The sequence below is a fragment of the Paraburkholderia sp. RAU6.4a genome (genome assembly GCF_050435625.1).
Classification (GTDB): domain Bacteria; phylum Pseudomonadota; class Gammaproteobacteria; order Burkholderiales; family Burkholderiaceae; genus Paraburkholderia; species Paraburkholderia tuberum.
Genome location: NZ_JBNDKQ010000002.1, coordinates 3,636,073 through 3,652,815, shown reverse-complemented (window position 1 = coordinate 3,652,815; position 16,743 = coordinate 3,636,073). Strand labels below are relative to the sequence as shown.

15 protein-coding genes and 4 pseudogenes are annotated in these 16,743 nt (G+C 59.9%); 11 read left to right on the top strand and 8 right to left on the bottom strand.

Going from position 1 to position 16,743, the window contains the following annotated elements; genetic code table 11:
• Nucleotides 1-2 precede the first annotated feature (2 nt).
• From OKW40_RS21670 to OKW40_RS21655, 4 genes are all read left to right on the top strand, one after another.
• Complete coding sequence (locus OKW40_RS21670) at nt 3-596, top strand: plasmid pRiA4b ORF-3 family protein (protein ID WP_429488547.1); 594 nt, start codon at nt 3-5, stop codon at nt 594-596.
• Between the two features lie 159 nt (nt 597-755).
• On the top strand, nt 756-1,649 hold the full coding sequence (locus OKW40_RS21665) for an MBL fold metallo-hydrolase (protein ID WP_429491435.1): 894 nt from the start codon (nt 756-758) through the stop codon (nt 1,647-1,649).
• Nucleotides 1,650-1,675: 26 nt separating this feature from the next.
• The gene (locus tag OKW40_RS21660) at nt 1,676-2,644 is read left to right on the top strand and encodes an alpha/beta hydrolase (protein ID WP_429491433.1); all 969 of its coding nucleotides are present in this window, start codon (nt 1,676-1,678) and stop codon (nt 2,642-2,644) included.
• A 155-nt stretch (nt 2,645-2,799) separates the two neighbouring features.
• Complete coding sequence (locus OKW40_RS21655) at nt 2,800-3,705, top strand: LysR family transcriptional regulator (protein ID WP_429491431.1); 906 nt, start codon at nt 2,800-2,802, stop codon at nt 3,703-3,705.
• On the opposite strand, the gene OKW40_RS21650 is transcribed toward OKW40_RS21655, so the two are convergent.
• On the bottom strand, nt 3,702-4,673 hold the full coding sequence (locus OKW40_RS21650) for a LysR substrate-binding domain-containing protein (protein ID WP_429492017.1): 972 nt from the start codon (nt 4,671-4,673) through the stop codon (nt 3,702-3,704). The two genes, OKW40_RS21655 and OKW40_RS21650, sit on opposite strands and share 4 nt — an antisense overlap.
• Here OKW40_RS21650 and OKW40_RS21645 point away from each other — a divergent pair.
• The 3 genes and pseudogenes from OKW40_RS21645 to OKW40_RS21635 form a co-directional block, all read left to right on the top strand.
• Entirely contained in the window at nt 4,579-5,769 is a 1,191-nt protein-coding gene (locus tag OKW40_RS21645) for an SMP-30/gluconolactonase/LRE family protein (RefSeq protein WP_429492067.1), read from the top strand. The genes OKW40_RS21650 and OKW40_RS21645 overlap by 95 nt on opposite strands.
• Nucleotides 5,770-5,793: 24 nt before the next feature.
• A complete protein-coding gene (locus OKW40_RS21640) occupies nt 5,794-6,465 on the top strand; it encodes a glutathione S-transferase family protein (protein WP_429491429.1) in 672 nt (223 codons plus the stop codon).
• Nucleotides 6,466-6,983: 518 nt separating this feature from the next.
• Nucleotides 6,984-7,082: pseudogene (locus OKW40_RS21635) on the top strand (alpha/beta fold hydrolase); the annotation flags it as partial.
• Nucleotide 7,083: 1 nt separating this feature from the next.
• Here the strand turns inward: OKW40_RS21635 and OKW40_RS21630 are convergent.
• Nucleotides 7,084-8,294: pseudogene (locus OKW40_RS21630) on the bottom strand (IS256 family transposase); the annotation flags it as partial.
• Nucleotides 8,295-8,698: 404 nt separating this feature from the next.
• On the opposite strand from OKW40_RS21630, the gene OKW40_RS21625 reads away from it, so the two are divergent.
• Nucleotides 8,699-9,544, top strand: a complete 846-nt coding sequence (locus tag OKW40_RS21625; protein ID WP_429492015.1) for a helix-turn-helix domain-containing protein — start codon at nt 8,699-8,701, stop codon at nt 9,542-9,544.
• A 122-nt stretch (nt 9,545-9,666) separates the two neighbouring features.
• On the opposite strand, the pseudogene istB reads toward OKW40_RS21625, so the two are convergent.
• Nucleotides 9,667-10,321, bottom strand: a pseudogene (gene istB, locus OKW40_RS21620) (IS21-like element helper ATPase IstB); the annotation flags it as partial.
• A gap of 73 nt (nt 10,322-10,394) precedes the next feature.
• A complete protein-coding gene (locus OKW40_RS21615; protein WP_429491427.1) occupies nt 10,395-10,640 on the bottom strand; it encodes a hypothetical protein in 246 nt (81 codons plus the stop codon).
• 205 nt (nt 10,641-10,845) lie between these two features.
• Here OKW40_RS21615 and OKW40_RS21610 point away from each other — a divergent pair, with 205 nt between their 5' ends.
• Nucleotides 10,846-11,058 (top strand): hypothetical protein, encoded by a 213-nt coding sequence (locus OKW40_RS21610; protein ID WP_429491426.1) that lies wholly within the window; start codon nt 10,846-10,848, stop codon nt 11,056-11,058.
• A gap of 263 nt (nt 11,059-11,321) precedes the next feature.
• On the opposite strand, the gene OKW40_RS21605 is transcribed toward OKW40_RS21610, so the two are convergent.
• Together OKW40_RS21605 and OKW40_RS21600 are read right to left on the bottom strand one after the other, a co-directional pair.
• Nucleotides 11,322-12,035 (bottom strand): DJ-1/PfpI family protein, encoded by a 714-nt coding sequence (locus tag OKW40_RS21605; protein ID WP_429491424.1) that lies wholly within the window; start codon nt 12,033-12,035, stop codon nt 11,322-11,324.
• A gap of 121 nt (nt 12,036-12,156) precedes the next feature.
• Nucleotides 12,157-12,705, bottom strand: coding sequence for a carboxymuconolactone decarboxylase family protein (locus tag OKW40_RS21600; protein ID WP_429491423.1), 549 nt, complete (start codon nt 12,703-12,705; stop codon nt 12,157-12,159).
• 324 nt (nt 12,706-13,029) lie between these two features.
• On the opposite strand from OKW40_RS21600, the gene OKW40_RS21595 reads away from it, so the two are divergent.
• Nucleotides 13,030-13,455, top strand: coding sequence for a hypothetical protein (locus OKW40_RS21595; RefSeq protein ID WP_429492065.1), 426 nt, complete (start codon nt 13,030-13,032; stop codon nt 13,453-13,455).
• Between the two features lie 170 nt (nt 13,456-13,625).
• Here the strand turns inward: OKW40_RS21595 and OKW40_RS21590 are convergent, their stop codons facing one another.
• Nucleotides 13,626-14,492: a helix-turn-helix transcriptional regulator gene (locus OKW40_RS21590; RefSeq protein WP_429491421.1), complete on the bottom strand. Its 867-nt coding sequence runs from the start codon at nt 14,490-14,492 to the stop codon at nt 13,626-13,628.
• A 104-nt stretch (nt 14,493-14,596) separates the two neighbouring features.
• Here OKW40_RS21590 and OKW40_RS21585 point away from each other — a divergent pair.
• A pseudogene (locus OKW40_RS21585) lies at nt 14,597-15,477 on the top strand (SDR family oxidoreductase); the annotation flags it as partial.
• A gap of 713 nt (nt 15,478-16,190) precedes the next feature.
• On the opposite strand, the gene OKW40_RS21580 reads toward OKW40_RS21585, so the two are convergent.
• Nucleotides 16,191-16,691, bottom strand: coding sequence for a GAF domain-containing protein (locus tag OKW40_RS21580; protein ID WP_184059394.1), 501 nt, complete (start codon nt 16,689-16,691; stop codon nt 16,191-16,193).
• Nucleotides 16,692-16,743: the final 52 nt, after the last annotated feature.

Below are 16,743 nucleotides of genomic sequence, written 5' to 3'. Positions count from 1 at the left end.
CGATGGCATCGACTCGCAAACCCGCGTTGCGCGCGGTCAATTCACAGGTCCCGGTCTACCAGCTGCACATCGAGCTGAAGTATCTGAAGCCGGCGGTCTGGAGGCGGGTGCTGGTCCCTGCCTCGATCAGGCTGCCGAAGCTGCATGTCGTGCTGCTGTGGGCGATGGGCTGGGATGGCGGCCACCTGCACGAATTCGTGTTCGGCGACACCAACTACGGGGTGCCCGATCCGGACTTCCCGAGTGACCCGCCGATGCTCAACGAGGCGCGGGTGAACCTGGGCCGTGCGCTCGGTGCGCTGAAGTCATTCACCTACATCTACGATTACGGTGACAACTGGCAGCATCGCCTGAAGGTCGAGAAGGTCTTGCCACCTGACCCTCAGCTGCGCTCGCCCCTCTGCCTGGACGGCCGCAATGCCTGTCCACCGGAAGATGTTGGCGGCGTACCCGGCTACATCGAGTTCCTCGACGCGATCATCGATCCGGCTCATGACGAACACCAGCGGTTGCTCGACTGGTGCGGCGGTAGTTTCGATCCTGCTGCCTTTGACCTCCAGAGCGTCAACGAACGCCTCTTCGAAATCAAATTCTGATCGTCAAGGCGGCCTTCAAATGTCGCTTACTCACAACGTTCGTTTTTCCGCAACCATGCTTTCGCCCAGCCCGGCTTCTTCTAGACGGCGGGAAGCACGACTATACGTCCACGCCTCGACACATCGTCGCGGCCTCTTCCAAAAGGACGAGCAATCAAAGTGGACACCATTCATCGATATCGGATCGGCAGTGCGACCGTGACACGGGTCGCCGAGCTCGCTCTTCCTGAGATTCCTTCGGCCTACCTGTTTCCCGACCGGGATCGCACGATCCTTGCCAACGATCCGCCGCCATGGATCGGCCGCGAGAACGTCTCGCAAGACGGTGAAACGCTCGCGTTGAGCGTGCATAGCTGGATCGTGCAGACGGAGGGCAAAACCGTCCTGATCGACACGGGTGCCGGCAACGGCAAGCATCGACCACTGAACCCCGTGTTCAATCAACTCGATACGCCGTACCTCCAGCGCCTTGCCGCAGCCGGCGTTCAGCCGGCCGACGTCGACTTCGTGCTGGTCACGCATCTGCACGTCGATCACGTCGGCTGGAACACGGTGCGCAAAGGTGACGCGTGGCGCCCGACATTCGCCAATGCGACCTACGTGTTCTCGGGTGCCGAGTACCGTTTCTATGCCGACGAAGTGCACGTGCAGACACCGAGCGTCGGCGTATTCGAGGACAGCGTGCAGCCGATTATCGATGCGGGCCAGGCCCTGTTGATCGACGCACAAAGCCAGCCCACGCTCGAAGGCCTGGAGGGGTTCACGTTCTATCAAACCAAAGGCCACAGCTTCGACCATCTGTCGTTCGGCTTCACTTCTGAAGGGCAGCATGCGCTGTTTTCAGGCGACGTCATGCATCACCCGATTCAGATAGCCAAGCCCGAGTGGAACTCGACTTTCTGCGAGTTTCCCGACGATGCCGAGCGCTCGCGGCTCTGGGCGCTGAACCACGCCGCAGACCTGCACTCGCTGTTCTTCAGCAGTCATTTCCCTGGAACGTCCGTGGGCGTCGTCGAAAGGCAGGCCGGCGGTTTCGCCTGGCTGCCCCGCTAAACCTCTCCACCAAGAGAGCAAACATCATGGCAACGCAAGCACCGATTGAATCCCGCGACTTCATGATCCCGAGCGATACGCCCGAGATCGAGCTTCACATCCGCAACAAGCGGCCGGCAGGCCGCACCGACTTTGGCGAAGCACGCACCGTGATGTTGATGCACGGCGCCACCTACGGATCCGGCAGCCTTTACGACACGCCGATCGGCGGTTATTCGTTTATGGACTACCTCGCTCGCGCTGGCTTCGATGTTTACGCCGTGGATGTGCGCGGCTATGGTGAGTCGACACGACCACCGCAAATGAGTGTCGCCGCTGCGCAGAGCGAGCCGCTGGGGCGTACCGAATCCGGCGTGCGCGACTTCACGAGCGCCGTGAACTTCGTGCTGCGCACTTCAGGAATCGCGCGTATCAATGTGATCGGAATGTCCTGGGGCGGCAGCGTGACTGGTGCCTTCACGGCCCGCAACGGTCACAAGGTTCGCAGGCTCGGGCTCGTTGCACCACAGTGGGTCAGCGACAAGCCAATCCCAGTTGACGCAGGTGGCCCGCTGGGTGGTTACCGGGTGGTGCGCGCGGCTGATGCGCGCGAGCGCTGGGTCAATGCCGCCCCCGAGTGGAAGCGCAACACACTGATACCGGACGGCGGCTTCGAAGCATGGCTCGACAATACGGTTCGCACCGAGCCCGACGAGGCGTTGCGCAAGAACCAGTCGATCCGTGTCGCGAACGGGCCGATTCAGGACATTCGCGAGTACTGGGGAGCAGGTAAGGCGTTTTATGACCCGGGCCAGATCGAAGTGCCGGTCCTGCTGATTCATGGAGAATGGGATGTCGACGTGCCGCTCGCGCTTGCGCAGGATTACTTCACGCAACTGAGCGGGTCGCCGGACAAGCGTTGGCTCGAACTGGGCGAAGCAACCCACATGCTCATGCTCGAAAAGAACAGGGGGCACGCATATCAGGCATTGGTCAGCTTCCTGAGCGAGGCTTGATGGCGGCGCAAGCCTACCGGCGACCGACTCTACGACACGCTTTCAGCGCCGGCGCCGTGCGAGAATGCCGCAGCACATCGCATGCATCCTCGCACGACGCAAATATCTGTATCGACCCGCGACCCGCATGCATCCCAATCTGACAGGACTGATGCATGGATAAGCTGGCCGCGATGCAGACCTTCGTTCGTGTCGTCGACTCGGGCACTTTTACGCGTGCTGCAGACCTCATGAATGTGCCCAAATCGTCCGTCACCCGCCTCATACAGGAACTCGAAAAAGAACTGGGGGTGAGGCTACTGCACCGTACAAGTCGTCAACTCACGCTGACGCAGGAAGGCCAGATCTATTATGAGGGCTCGATTCGCGTGCTTGACGAGGTTGGCTCGCTGGATGGCAGCGTCCTGAGCGCAACCCGTTCGCCGAAGGGGAAAATCAGGGTGGAACTGCCCGGCTCGTTGGCGTACCAATTGGTCGTCCCGGCCATGCCGGACTTCTTTGCGCGCTATCCCGATGTCCAGGTCGAGCTGAGCGTCGGTAACCGGTCGGTTGATCTCATCGCCGAAAACCTTGACTGTGTTCTGCGTCTCGGGCCATTACTCAGCGACTCGCTGATCGCGCGCTCGGCCGGTACGCTGCCGCTCGTGACGTGCGCGTCGCCTGCCTACATTCAGCGCCACGGGCTACCCCGCGAGCCCGCGGACCTCATGCAAGGCCATACGATCGTCCGCATGAATTCGCCGCGCTCGGGGCGAGACTTCGTCTTCCAGCTCCATCGGGACGAACAGCTCTTCGAAATCCACGGCAATCATCGGTTAAGCGTCAACGACTCGTGCGCCGCGCTAGCGGCTGGACTTGCAGGGCTCGGCGTACTCACCACCTATGCGTTCCTCGTCACCCCGCACCTTCGCTCTGGTGCACTCGTGCGCCTCTTTCCCGATTGGCGCGGCGATGACATCGCTGTGCATGTTGCCTATCCGGCCAATCGGCATCTCGCCTCCAAGGTGCGCGTATTCGTCGAATGGGCGATCGAACTTCTCAGGGCAAGCGAACCCGCCTAACTCTTCGCGTCGTTCCGCTTCGCGCGGCGTCGGCCTGACGAACCCGTGGTCGGCTGCATCCGATCCCAATACGGCGGATCGCCGATGTGCTCACGCACGTGCTCAACGAACAGACGCGCGCGGGTCACGTTGGAGCGTCCGGGCAGGCGCACCGCATGAATCGCCGATGCCCCCTTTCCCGGGCTGCCGTCATTCTCGGGAAAGAGCGACACGAGTCTGCCATCACGCAGACAATCGCCTACCAGCCAGCTCGCCAAATGAACGATGCCCAAGCCCGCAACCGCCGCGTCGACCAAGGTCTCGGTATCATCGCATTGAAATCGCCCGTTGACCTGCAACGGTGCGCCCCGGTTGAGCCCCGGGAAGGTCCACCAGCCCGGCGGAGTCGGCTTCGACGAGACCGTCAGGCATTCATGTTCCAACAACTGCTCTCGCGTTTCCGGCTGGCCCGCCCGCGCCAGATACGAAGGTGCGGCGCATACCAGTCGTCGCACCGGCGCAAGACGCGTCGCAATCAGATCGCCACTCAGATCGCGTCCGATCCGAATCGCCAGATCGATGCGTTCGACCGAAAGATCCGTCAACCGATCGCTCAGATGCAGGTCGACCTGCATCCGCGGAAATTTCTCGAGAAAGGTATGCACCGCCGGTGCGATATGGCGCCTGCCAAACGATGCCGGCGCGGTGATCGTCAACAGGCCGCGCGGCTCCTGATCCCGACTCGATAGCTCATCGCGTGCCTCCGTCAGTTCCCCTAGTACGTTGCGCGCAGTACCGAGAAAGTGCTGCCCGGCATCGGTCAAGACCAGCTTGCGGTTGCCACGCAGGAACAGCGCGCAGCCTAGTTCCTCTTCCAGCCCGTCGATCCGGCGCGTGATCGACGACACCGCCACATCGAGCGCGCGCGCGGCCAGCGAGAAATTGCCGGCTTCGACGACCGCAACAAATACCTCCAGATCCTTGAGCATTGCCGCCTCGTATTTTGCGTTTATTGCAAACGTAGGTTGCATTGGCGCTAATTGTTTAGGGAATACAGCAAAGGCACAATCCCTCCCGTCACATCGTCGGCCTGGTGCCGAAAACAGGAGAACCTCTATGACAACGCCAAAACATCGCAAGCGTCCAGCACAACTTATCAGTGGCATGACGCTCGCGGCTGCCTTGCTCGCACCGAATCTCTCCAGCGCGGCAGACATCACGTTCACGGCCCCGCAGGCCTTTCCGGAGAGCATCACCTGGTCGGCCCGTCAACATGTTTTCATGGTGGGCTCGGTGCGGCACGGTACCGTGGGCAAGATCACGCCCGATGGTCACTACTCGGAATTCATCCATGACGACCGTCTGATCTCGACGCTGGGTCTGTTCGTCGATGATCGCCGCAACACGCTTTGGGTCACCAACTCGGACCCGGGTGTCGGCGAGCACACCAATGCGGCCACGAAGGGCAAACTTGCGGCCATCGCGACTTACGACGCGACTACCGGTGAGCCACGCGCCTACTACGATCTGTCGTCGATCCATCCGGGCGCGCATCTGGCCAACGATCTGGCGGTCGACGCCGATGGCAACGTCTATGTGACCGACAGCTTTGCACCGATCGTCTACCGCATCGACACGCGTGGGCAGATGTCGGCATGGGCCCGGGATCCGCGTTTTCACACCGGCGAGGGCTTCAACCTGAACGGGATCGCAATGCACCCGGACCGCTATCTGATCATCGGCAACTACAACTCTGGCGCGCTATTCAAGATCGATATTCATGAACCGTCGAGGATCGAGCAGATCACGTTGCCCGAAGCACTGAAAGGCGCGGACGGATTCGATCTGGTGGATTCGCAGCACCTGGTCGTGGTGCAGAACGAGGGCATCGATCGCACGGTCGAACTCGTCTCCACCGACGGCTGGCGAACCGCCACCATTGAGCGTGTACAGAAGAGCGAGCGCTCGATGCCGACTGCGGCCGTGACGGAAAACGGCAAGACGTACGTGCTCAATTCGCGAATCGACACGCTGTTCAAGCCGGGCTCGCCGCAGATCGATCAATTCGTTTTGCAGCAATTCTGAATAATTCGATCCAAAGGAAACACTATGCCGACACTTTATTTTCATCCCACGCCGAACGGCAGCAAGGTCGCCCTGATGCTCGAGGAGCTGCAGCTGCCGTTCGATATCGAGGTCGTCGATATTTTCCGCGGCGAGCAGCATCAGCCGGAATTTCTTGAGATCAATCCGAACGGCAAGGTGCCGGCCCTGGTCGATGACGGCATCACGGTGTTCGATTCGCACGCGATTCTGCTGCATCTGGCAGAAAAGCACGGTGCATTCATGCCGACGGATCCGGCCGGGCGTGCGGCCGCACTGTCCTGGCTGCAGCTCGTCGCGACGGGGCTGTCGCCGTTCAGCGGCCAGGCCGTGCACTTTCTGCACTACGCGCCGGAACCGCTGCCTTATGCCCGCAATCGCTACTTCAAGGAGGTCGAGCGGCACTACCGCGTGTTCGATCAGCGTCTGGCGAAAGTGCCTTACCTGGCCGGCAGCACCTACTCGATTGCCGATATCGCGCTGTGGGGCTGGGCTTGTTCGGCGGGTTACATCTTCGGCGAGCGTGGATTGACCGACTATCCGCACGTGCAGCGCCTGGTCGATGAGATCTCTGCACGTCCGGCGGCGGCGCGGGTCATCGCACTGAAGCAACGCATGACCCTCAGCACCGAGATGAACGAGGGTGCCAGTCGCGCCTTGTTCCCGCAAAACCAGTAACGACCGACTGGACCGTCGCGCAGCGTCAGGTCTGGATTGCTGCGCGACGCGGTTGGCGTGAGCGCCGAGAACGGTGGGCTTTGATGCTTCGAAGGTAGATTGGATGCAGAAAAAATCGAGACGTCGAAGGTCGGTTGGCCGACACTGAGCGGCCGTTCGAGCGTCCGTGTGCGTTCGCAAGCGAGTGTCGGAAACTGGCGGCTGCGGCCGATCATGATAGACAGTAGTCACCGGGTGGGCGGCACTCGAACTTCTGGCCGCATCGCCCACCCCTCAGTCCAGGAAACGATGGTTTGATGGATGCCGATTAGCCGGGAGCCCGGTATCGCGGGTGTGACTTTGATTGCTATTTGGCACTGAATATCAGCGCTATGTGGCACTTTTCGGATACCTCACACGACGGGCGGCAGTCCGCCAAAAACGGACAGTCGGAACCGTTAACAATTTCCTCGACGGCTCACTACTCGTCGCATCGTGATGCTGGCCCAACGACTTCAAGCAGTTCCTATCTAAAAAGCATGAGCAACGTCCCTCCTGTCGTTTTCGTTCATGGTTTCATCGGTACGCTCGACGTTCCCAGCTACAAGTTGCCGCATGCCGCGCCCGATCTGCTTGGGTAGCGAATTGGTTCATGGCTGCCTTCCAGTCCTTGGCTGCACGTCCCCAATCAGCGGTGATATTGCGCAGCGCCAAGCAGATGAGTTTGGTCGCTGCATCATCGGTCGGGAAGTGCCCTCGCGTTTTGATGATCTTGCGCAACTGCGAGTTGATAATCTTAATGGTATTCGTCGTGTATATAACCTTGCGGATGTCCGTTGGAAACGCAAAGAACGGGATCACGCGATCCCAGGCATTGCGCCACGACGTGCTGACAGTCGGGAATTTCTGGCCCCAGGGCCCTTCGGCAAACGCTTCGAGTTCGACCTGAGCCGCCTCCGCGCTGGGCGCCGTGTAGATCGGCTTGATCGCAGCGGCCAGTCCCTTGCGATCTTTCCAGCTCGCGTAAGCGAGGCTGTTGCGGATCAGGTGGACGATGCAGGTTTGCAGCGTGGTCGCCGGAAACACGGCCGCCAGCGCCTCGGCATGCCTTTGAGGCCGTCGGTCACGGCGATCAGGATGTCGTGGACGACGCGCGTTTTCAGGTCGTTGAACACCTTCATCCAGAACCTGGCGCCTTCGGTGTTTTCGATCCACAGCCCGAGGATGTCGCGAGAACCATCGGGCAGTACGCCCAGCGCCAAGTAAACCGCCTTGTTGCGAACCACGGCGTCTTCACGAATCTTGACCCGCAGCGCATCGAAGAACACGACCGGATACATCGGTTCCAGCGGTCGGGCCTGCCAGGCGGTGACTTCGGCCATTACCTCGTCGGTCACGGAGCTGGTGAAATCAGGCGAAACCTCGGTGCCGTATTGCTCCAGCAGGAAACCCTGGATCTCGCGTACCGTCATCCCCCTGGCATACATGGCCACGAGCTTGTCGTCGAAGCCCGTGAAGCGGCGCTCGTGCTTGGGAATCAGCAGTGGTTCAAGACTGCCGTCGCGGTCACGCGGGACCTCAATGCGCATCGGCCCGTCTTCGGTCAGGACCGTCTTGGCACCACGGCCGTTGCGCTGATTTGCCGTATTGGCTGGCTTGGCAGCACCGGATGGATAGTCGAGGTGATGGTTCATCTCGCCGCCCAGTGCCCGCTCGATCAGCGCCTTCTTGAGCGCCATCGTCGCGGCGTTGATGGCTTCGGCCGTCATCGGACCGTTGCCGAACTGCTCAAGCAGCTCGGCGGGAATTGCCGGCAGCGTTGCTGGCGGTGTTTTCGGTTTGCGTGGCATACGTTCTCCTTGGGAGCATCATATGCCTCGAACACGAAATTACTGACAGGCCCTCTGTGTGGGAGTACAGTCGCCGAGGAGATTCAGTTGTATATGGCCCATGATCCTCATACACCGTTTACTGCCGGGTCTCCTGAAACAGCACCGGCTCACGTATTAAACACAGTCAGAGACCAAGCCCATGCGATTACTGAGGAACGACTTGAGACAGGTCGTCACTACCTTGCCCAGAGCCGTCTTGATACGTCAGGCATGCCGTAATTCAGACATCTATTATCGAAGAATCGGTCTGATTTGTTACGTGGCGTCAAGGGTCATGATACCCCGTGAATGCAGGCTGAGAGTTAATGTAAACGCACCTCGTCGTGGACCATATTTAATCAGAAGGCGCAGCCATCATGCCAATGCATTCATCTAAAAGAAGATCTCCGGCGATGGCCAATGAGCTTGGCTCATTGCTGCGCAGTTGGCGTGATCTGCGCGGCCTCAGTCAGCTTGATCTGTCTCTTGATGCGGGCGTATCACAACGTCACATCAGTTTTGTTGAGAGCGGCAGAAGCATTCCCAGTCGTCAGATGCTGATCGATATTGCGCAGACCCTTGACGTCCCGCTCCGCGAGCGAAATACGCTCCTGCAAGCCGCAGGCTACGTGCCTGAATATTCGGAAAGCCCACTTGACGCGCTGGAGATGCAAAGTATCAAGAAGGCGCTTGATCGGATGCTGAGCCAGCACGCTCCATTCCCTGCCGTCGTCATGGATCGGTACTGGAATATTTTCATGGCCAATGAGTACGCACCACGCTTCTTTAACTGCTTCATCGATATGAAGGCGCGCAAGGGGCCGCGTAACATGCTCCACATCATCTTCGACCCTGAGGGCATGCGCCCCTTCGTATCGGACTGGGAGAGTGTTGCAAAAAGTCTCATGCGGCGAGTTTATCGTGAATCCGTTGGGCGCGTTATCGACAACAAAACGAAAGAGTTGCTGGCAGCACTAGTGACATATCCCGATGTGAGGACGGACTGGAAGAGTCCGCAAATATCCGACGTCACACCTACCATGCCAGTCATACCACTCAGTTTTATCAAGAACGGTACCGTGTTGAACTATTTCTCGATGGTCGCCACGGTTGGCACACCCCAGACAATCTCCGCTCAAGAGCTGCGCATTGAGTGCATGTTTCCTGCCGATGATGCAACAGAGATTTTTCACTTAAAGATGGTTCAAGAAACGTCGGCGTATCATTGATATCGCTGCAATGTGCCCTTTGTGGATCGCCAAGTTGTCCGAATGTCATCCGCTTGTTGATTTCCACCGAAAACAGAGCCGGGTTTTCCATCGAAAAGTGAGCCACCCATGGAAGCTGCAGGTTAGCTCAAGTCGGTGTGGATATCGGGGTGTTGGTCTCCTTTTCGGATGTCACTGACATGGTTCCGGAAGCGGTAGCTGTCATTGCCGGTTTCGAGGATGTGGCAACGATGAGTCAGCCGGTCGAGCAAGGCCGTGGTCATGTTGGCATCGCCAAACACACTGGCCCATTCGGCAAAGCTGAGGTTGGTGGTGATGGCCAGGCTGGTGTGCTCGTAGAGCTTGCCGACGAGGTGGAACAACAAGGCACCACCGGCTTGCGAGAACGGCAAATAACCCAGTTCATCGAGGATCACCAGATCCGCTTCCATGAGCCGCGTCGCCAACTGGCCTTGCTTGCCGGCAGCCTTTTCCTGCTCCAACGCGTTGACCAGTTCGATGGTCGGGAAGAAACGCACGCGACGGCGCCCATGGGTGATGGCCTGCACGCCGATGGCGGTGGCCAGATGCGTCTTGCCGGCGCCCGGGGCCACCGACGAAGACCAGGTTTTGCCGTTGATCCATGAAGTCGCCGTAGTGCAGTTGGCGCAGCAGCGTTTCCTCCACGGCACTCTGGGCGAAGTCGAAGCTGGTCAGGTCGCGATAGATGGGGAAGCGTGCGGTCTTCAGTTGGTAGTTGATGGAGCGCACTTCACGCTCGGCCACCTCGGCGTTGAGGAAAGTGTCCATCAGCGGCAGCGAGTCCCGATACAGCGTGGCACCTTGCTGCGCCAGCGACGTCCCCCCGATTTTAGTAGCACCATGGCTTGGGACATGCCAGGCGCAGCGTTTTAAGCATGGCGATGATGGCGTCATGTGCGACATGGTGGGTTCTCCGAAAATCGTCATAGCGCTCGACATTGGCGACCGGCTCCGCCTGCAAGGTCAGCCCCGGTGGTGCATCCACGGGAGCCGGCGGGGCCTCCCCGGTCAGTCGGGCCAGCAGGTTGAGGATGTGCGGCTTGGACGGTGCGTTGGCGTCCAGCGCCAACTCCACATGAGCTGCGGTTGCTCGTCTTGCCACACCGAAGCGATGGCGCGATGGGGAATGCCGATGCCCCTGGTGGTGAATATTCGAGCGACATTGAGGCACGGCGGTATTAACGTTACGCCATAGTCAGTATTTGCACTGTGCCTACGCGTAGCTATTTTTATGCGCTGAAAAGGTCTTGTAGCGCATTCCCAAGAAAGGCTTCGACCGCTTGCCAATCGCCATCCGCAACGGCGGCAACTGCCGTACGTTGGTTCAAAGCACCGACTGGCTCGCTGTAATACTAGTCGATGGCAACATCCACATCATCGATCGTGGCAGCCATAGCAAGGAGTGTTTTCTCCGTGGGGTCATTCATCTGGCGATCTCGCTTCTACGCATGTCGGCTATTGATATAGCCTTGGCAGGCATGCTGGAAAAGTAGTGACTTTATGGTGGTATAAAAACCAACAGGATTGGCGTGCCCGATGAGGCCGACTCATGTCACCGCGTCCACCGACGCTCTGACGGCTTCCATGTCCTTGCCTGGCGGTAAGCCAAACATTCGACGGTATTCTCGGGTGAACTGCTGCATGCTATCGTAGCCGATGGCAAATGCGGCACTACTAGCGGATACGCTTACCGTGATCGGCAACGATCCGGAGTGAGTCTTGGACCAGATAGCCAAGATGATGCGGCTTATCGTCCTCAGGATGTTTCGTGGTCCCGCTGTATTCGATAACGACGCCCGGTTTCCAGCCGCCGATCCGTTATCGCCCGCGCGCGTTCGGTGACAGTATTCAGTATGTGAGCCGGCGCGGTGTCGGGAGAACCGGCGGTAAAGGGCGTCTTGGGCTCATACGCCATGTAGAGTTGTATCTCTTGTGCAACGGTGTCGCCGCGAAGCAGGGACACGACAACCAGCGATCCATCGATACCCGCCGTCACGCCGCCGGCACTGATCATGCTGCCGTCGACTACCACGCGCTCCTTCAGCGGAATGGCGCCGTAACAAGGAAGTACGCCCATGGCTGTCCAATGCGTGGTGACCCGCTTGCCTTCAAGAAGACCTGCTGCACCACACAAAAGAGCACCGGTACACACGGAAAAAACATAGCGTGCTTGACGGGCCTGTTGTCGAATGAACCCAAGTATTAACTCGTCATGCATGAGCGCCTCCTGGCCATGACCCCCAGGTACAAGCAACACGTCCAGTTGAGGTGCATCCGCCAGAGAGCAGTCCGGAAGGATGCGCAAGCCCTGGATGTCGCGGACAGGCGAGGTATCTCTGGCAATGGTAACGAACGTAGCATTGGGGATGCGGGATAGCGCCTCGAACGGGCCAGTGAAATCGCATTGATCCATATCGGGGAAGATCAACGCACCGATCGTCAAGTGAGTATCTGGATGGATCGTCGACATGGCATAACCTCTTCAATAGGTAAGCGTGGCTGACCGTGCGGACTTCATGGATGCAAAGGTCGCCAAGTTGTGCCCATGCAGTCATGGAGGCCATGACTGCATGGGCGACAGTTACCACCGATCAGGCAGTCCAGGCATGCACCTGGAAATCCGCATCCAACGGCGGCTGGGTTACGCTGGTGGTGTAGTTCGTGATGGTCGAAGCCGCGACAATCGCGATCACTTCCAGCAGGTGACCAGTGCCGAAGCCAGCCTCCAGGAATTTTTCCTTGTCGAACGCATTGAGACGGCCACGCTTTTCGATCAAGGTCTTGGCGAGCCGGGACAAGGCGGCGTACTTGACTTCCTTGGGCAGGTCGCCATTACGGATGGCCTGAACATCGGCCGGCGAGATGCCATTCTGGAGCGCAAGCGTGGTGTGGAAAGCCACCGCCCACGTGCTTGCGTTGGTGACAGCGTCGGTAAGCAGGACGATCTGAACTTGAGGCTCGGAGAAGCTGCCACTGTGAACCGGGCCGAAGAGGGCAACCAGGCTGTTGATCAACACCGGCGAGGTCGACATGACACGGGCGATATTGGGAAGAAACCCGAAGGCCGATTGCAGTGCCTCCATGGCAGGCTTGGAAGCTTCGGGGGCTGAGTCGAGCGTGTGAAGGGGAAACTGTGACATGACTTTATCTCTCAAAGGAAGTTGAATCGGTGAGGGGGATTCCTGGGAGGTGGTGGTCTCCGAGTGGTTGTCACTATGCGAGAGGACCAGTGATGCCTCAATTACATGCGAGGTAATGAATCACCGAATGCCATCCTCATGGTGAAGCTTGCAAGTGTGAGGAGAATGCCCAGGATGAAGAATGTTCGGTCAGTGGCGTGTTGAGTTCCATCCAATATTGAGCCACTTACCCGGGGGGTGTCAGGATTTCCGTGTTCGAGGCGGGTTAAGAATCACACGGACGGCCGAACGAAACGATCCGCATAGAGGATAGCGAATTGGTTCATGGCTGCCTTCCAGTCCTTGGCTGCACGTCCCCAATCAGCGGTGATATTGCGCAGCGCCAATGGGATTCGGACTCGCACAACGTTCATTCAGGCGTTCCGCGCGCTGGGTCTTGGGCTTGACGTGGTTCATGTCTGTGTACGTCGCTTTCATGAGGTGAAGGCCAACGTGACGTTTGTGGAATCGCCCAGCATCACAGCGGACATCGTGATAACCGACGGGTGGCCGAAGAGCGTTGATACATCACATCCAAGCCTGACGAGACAGCACGTTACTGACATGGGCAATCCCAAGCTATTGCCCATCCCACCGTTTTTAATCGGGCGCGAATTATTCTTTGATCCACTGACGTACGATGGTTTTGTCGGCTACGAACAAAAGACATGCCTCGCGACAGTTCAGGCGGCCACTCATCCGACACGTTGATGGACCACGTTATCGGGCCGTTGCAGGCCGGCGATTCAAGTGCCGTGCGAGCATCGAGCAAGAGGAGTTGGCCCCGGATCTCTGAGACTGGTTTTCGACGTCGTTGGCTCCCACAAGCACTGCGCGAGTCGCCGCAAGGGCGATTTGGCGGCCGCGCTCGCGCTCGACCGTCAAGGCCGACTACGAGAGGTCAAAGGCGCGGCGCTAGCAGCGCCATCTATCGATCTTACGGCGCTGCGAATGCGGTTGGCGATTTGCGCGTCGAGCGGTGCGTACACGATCATGCTCAGGTCTGGCCGACCATCGACAGCGAACAGTGAATACTCCATCTCGATGACCCCGAGCTTGGGATGCAACAGGCGCTTAACGTGCTCACCTTCGCTGTGGCTGAATACCTGGTTTTCGCGCCACATGCGGTCGAAGTCGGGGCTGGCGCGGCACAGATCGTCCACCAGATCGCCCACTTCGGAAGCGAGCCCTGCGCGTGCCACATCCGCGCGGAACGTGCCCACGACGAGGCGCGCGACGCTTTCCCAGTCGTGCTGTTTCGCACGGGCGCCCGGGTCGCCGAACAGGAAGCGCAGGATGTTGCGCTGGCCCGCCGGCAGTCCGCTGTAGTCGGTAAGCACGACGGTTGCGGCACGATTCCACGCGATGACGTCCCAAGTCGCGGTCTTGATGAACGACGGGCTGGCGTCGAGCGAATCGAGCACGCGCTGCAAGCGCGGGTTCACCCCATCGGCGGATCGGTAGCGCACCTCTGGCGGTCGCCCGAGGCCCAGCATGAAAAGATGTTCGCGCTCGGTATTCGTCAACATCAGCGCCGTACAGATGCGCTCCAGCACCGTAGCGGAAGGCGCGCCGCCGCGGCCCTGCTCGAGCCACGTGTACCACGTCGAACTGATATTCGCGCGCTGGGCCACTTCTTCCCGGCGCAGTCCGGGCGTACGCCTGCGGCCTGAGAAGCCGAAGCTGGCCGGATCGAGCCGCGTGCGGCGGCTGCGCAGAAAGTCCCCGAGGGTTTGGGCGGTGTTCACTGGGATGATTAACCTGTTAGTCGCTTTACCGGGATAAGCTCACTACTTCAATAGAATAGTGAATGATCGCATAGTGCGCGGGTGGCTATCCTGGAGAGTTGACTATGCGAATCTTTCTGACGGGCGCAACCGGGTTTATCGGCTCGGCTTTGGTGCCTGAACTTATCGAAGCCGGTCATCAGGTCATCGGCACGACCCGGTCTGATCAGGGCGCGCAGGCACTGAGCGCAGCGGGTGCGGACGTCCATCGCGGCACGCTCGAAGACACCGACAGCCTGCGCATTGGCGCCGCGAAGGCGGATGCCGTCATACACCTTGCGTTCGATCACGATTTTTCGCACTTCGTGGAGAACTGCGAGAAGGACAAGCGCGCTATCGCGGCACTTGGCGCAGCGCTGGCCGGTTCCGATCGTCCCCTTCTCGTCACGTCGGGCACGGGCATCGGCAACCGTGACGACGGGCAACGGCCACCGAGGATGTGTTCAACACCACGCACCCGACTCCGCGCATCGCATCGGAACTGGCCGGCAATGCACTGCTGGAGGCGGGGGGCAACGTGTCGGTGATGCGCCTGCCGCAAGTGCATAACCCGTTCAAGCAGGGCCTCGTCAGGCTGCTCATCCAGATCGCTCGTGAGAAAGGCGTGAGCGCCTATGTGGCGGATGGCCATAACCGCTGGCCGGCGGGGCATCTGTCGGATGTCGTGCGGCTGTACCGGCTCGCGATCGAGAAGGGCGAACGCGGTGCGCGCTATCACGCCGTTGGTGAAGAAGGCGTATGCGCTCGCGAGATTGCAGAGGCGCTGGGGCGCAGCCTGAAGGTACCGGCCGTCTCGATCGCGCGCGAGGAGGCGCAGGCGCACTTCGGATGGATGGCGATCTTCGCCGCGCTCGATATGCCGGCATCGAGTGCGCAGACGCAGTCGCGTTTGGGCTGGCAACCGACGGGCCCGACACTTCTCTCCGATCTGAACGAAGCGCGCTACTCTACGTGTCGACATATCCTTCGCGGTCGCTGTCAGCCGGATAGCCGCAGTTTGGCAGCCAGCGGAGGTGCCGCGGCCAACGCGTGAGCGTCGGCGAAGACCGATCAGCCCTCGGTCTCGATGCCGGCGACCGTTGTCCCTTGAAAGCCGCCCTTGAAAGACTTCACGACGAGCGGCGGGAATGGGTCGGCTGCGGCCGGTCGCGACAAGCTGCGGTTACGCGAAAACTGCAGCAGATTGAAACGACCCGATAGATTGAAAGATTGAAGCGCCTCCCGATAGATTGGGACGTCGGATAGATTCGGTTGCTTCGTCGATTAGGTTGCGCTGATAGATTGGCTTGCTGGATAGATTCGAGGCCCCATAGAGCGGAGATCCCCTCTGATAGATTGGCGGCCGATGGCAACGTACTCTTTCGGTCCCGGCGTGTCAGATTGCGCAGATTGCAGCGACTAGCAACAAGCCCTAACCTCTAAGCCGCCACGTCACACCCCGTCTGCTCCAACACAGCCTGCGCCCTCTGGTGCAGATTGCGGCCAGCCAACGACGCATCCGGCGACCTGGCCCACGTGCCCAACGCGGCCGACATCGGCGCGAGGGTCGGGTCCGCGTGCGCCTTCGCGAACATCGCGCCGACGCGTGATGCGTTCCTGCCCCTCCGTTGCACCTCGCGGTACGCGACTTGCTCGCCGAAGCGGAGCGGACCGGCGACGCTACACGCCGCGCGGCAGCGCTGCCTCGATGAACACCGCGCACAACGCTTCCATGCCCTTCGCGTCCTCCTCGTCGAAGCGCGCGACGACCGGGCTATCGACATCCCACACGCCAATCAGCGTGCCGTCGGGCGCGACGAGCGGCACGACGATTTCCGATTGCGACGCCGAATCGCATGCGATATGGCCGGGAAACTCGTGCACGTCGCGCACAACCTGGGTCTGACGGGTTTGCGCGGCCGTACCGCAGACGCCCTTGCCGAGCGCAATGCGCACGCACGCGGGCTTGCCCTGGAACGGGCCGACCACCAGTTCGCGGCCGTCGTGAAAGTAAAAGCCGGCCCAGTTCAGATCGCTCAACGAATGAAAGACGAACGACGAGAAATTCGCGGCGTTGGCGATCCAGTCGGTTTCGCCGGCTAGCAGCGCGCGCGCCTGCGCGACCAGTTCTTCATATTGCGCGGCTTTGGGCAGATGCGAGGTGGGGGAAACTTCGAACATGACGGCGTCCGTGATCAGAGCGGGATGGCAAGCGGTAAGGGGTGAAGTGTAA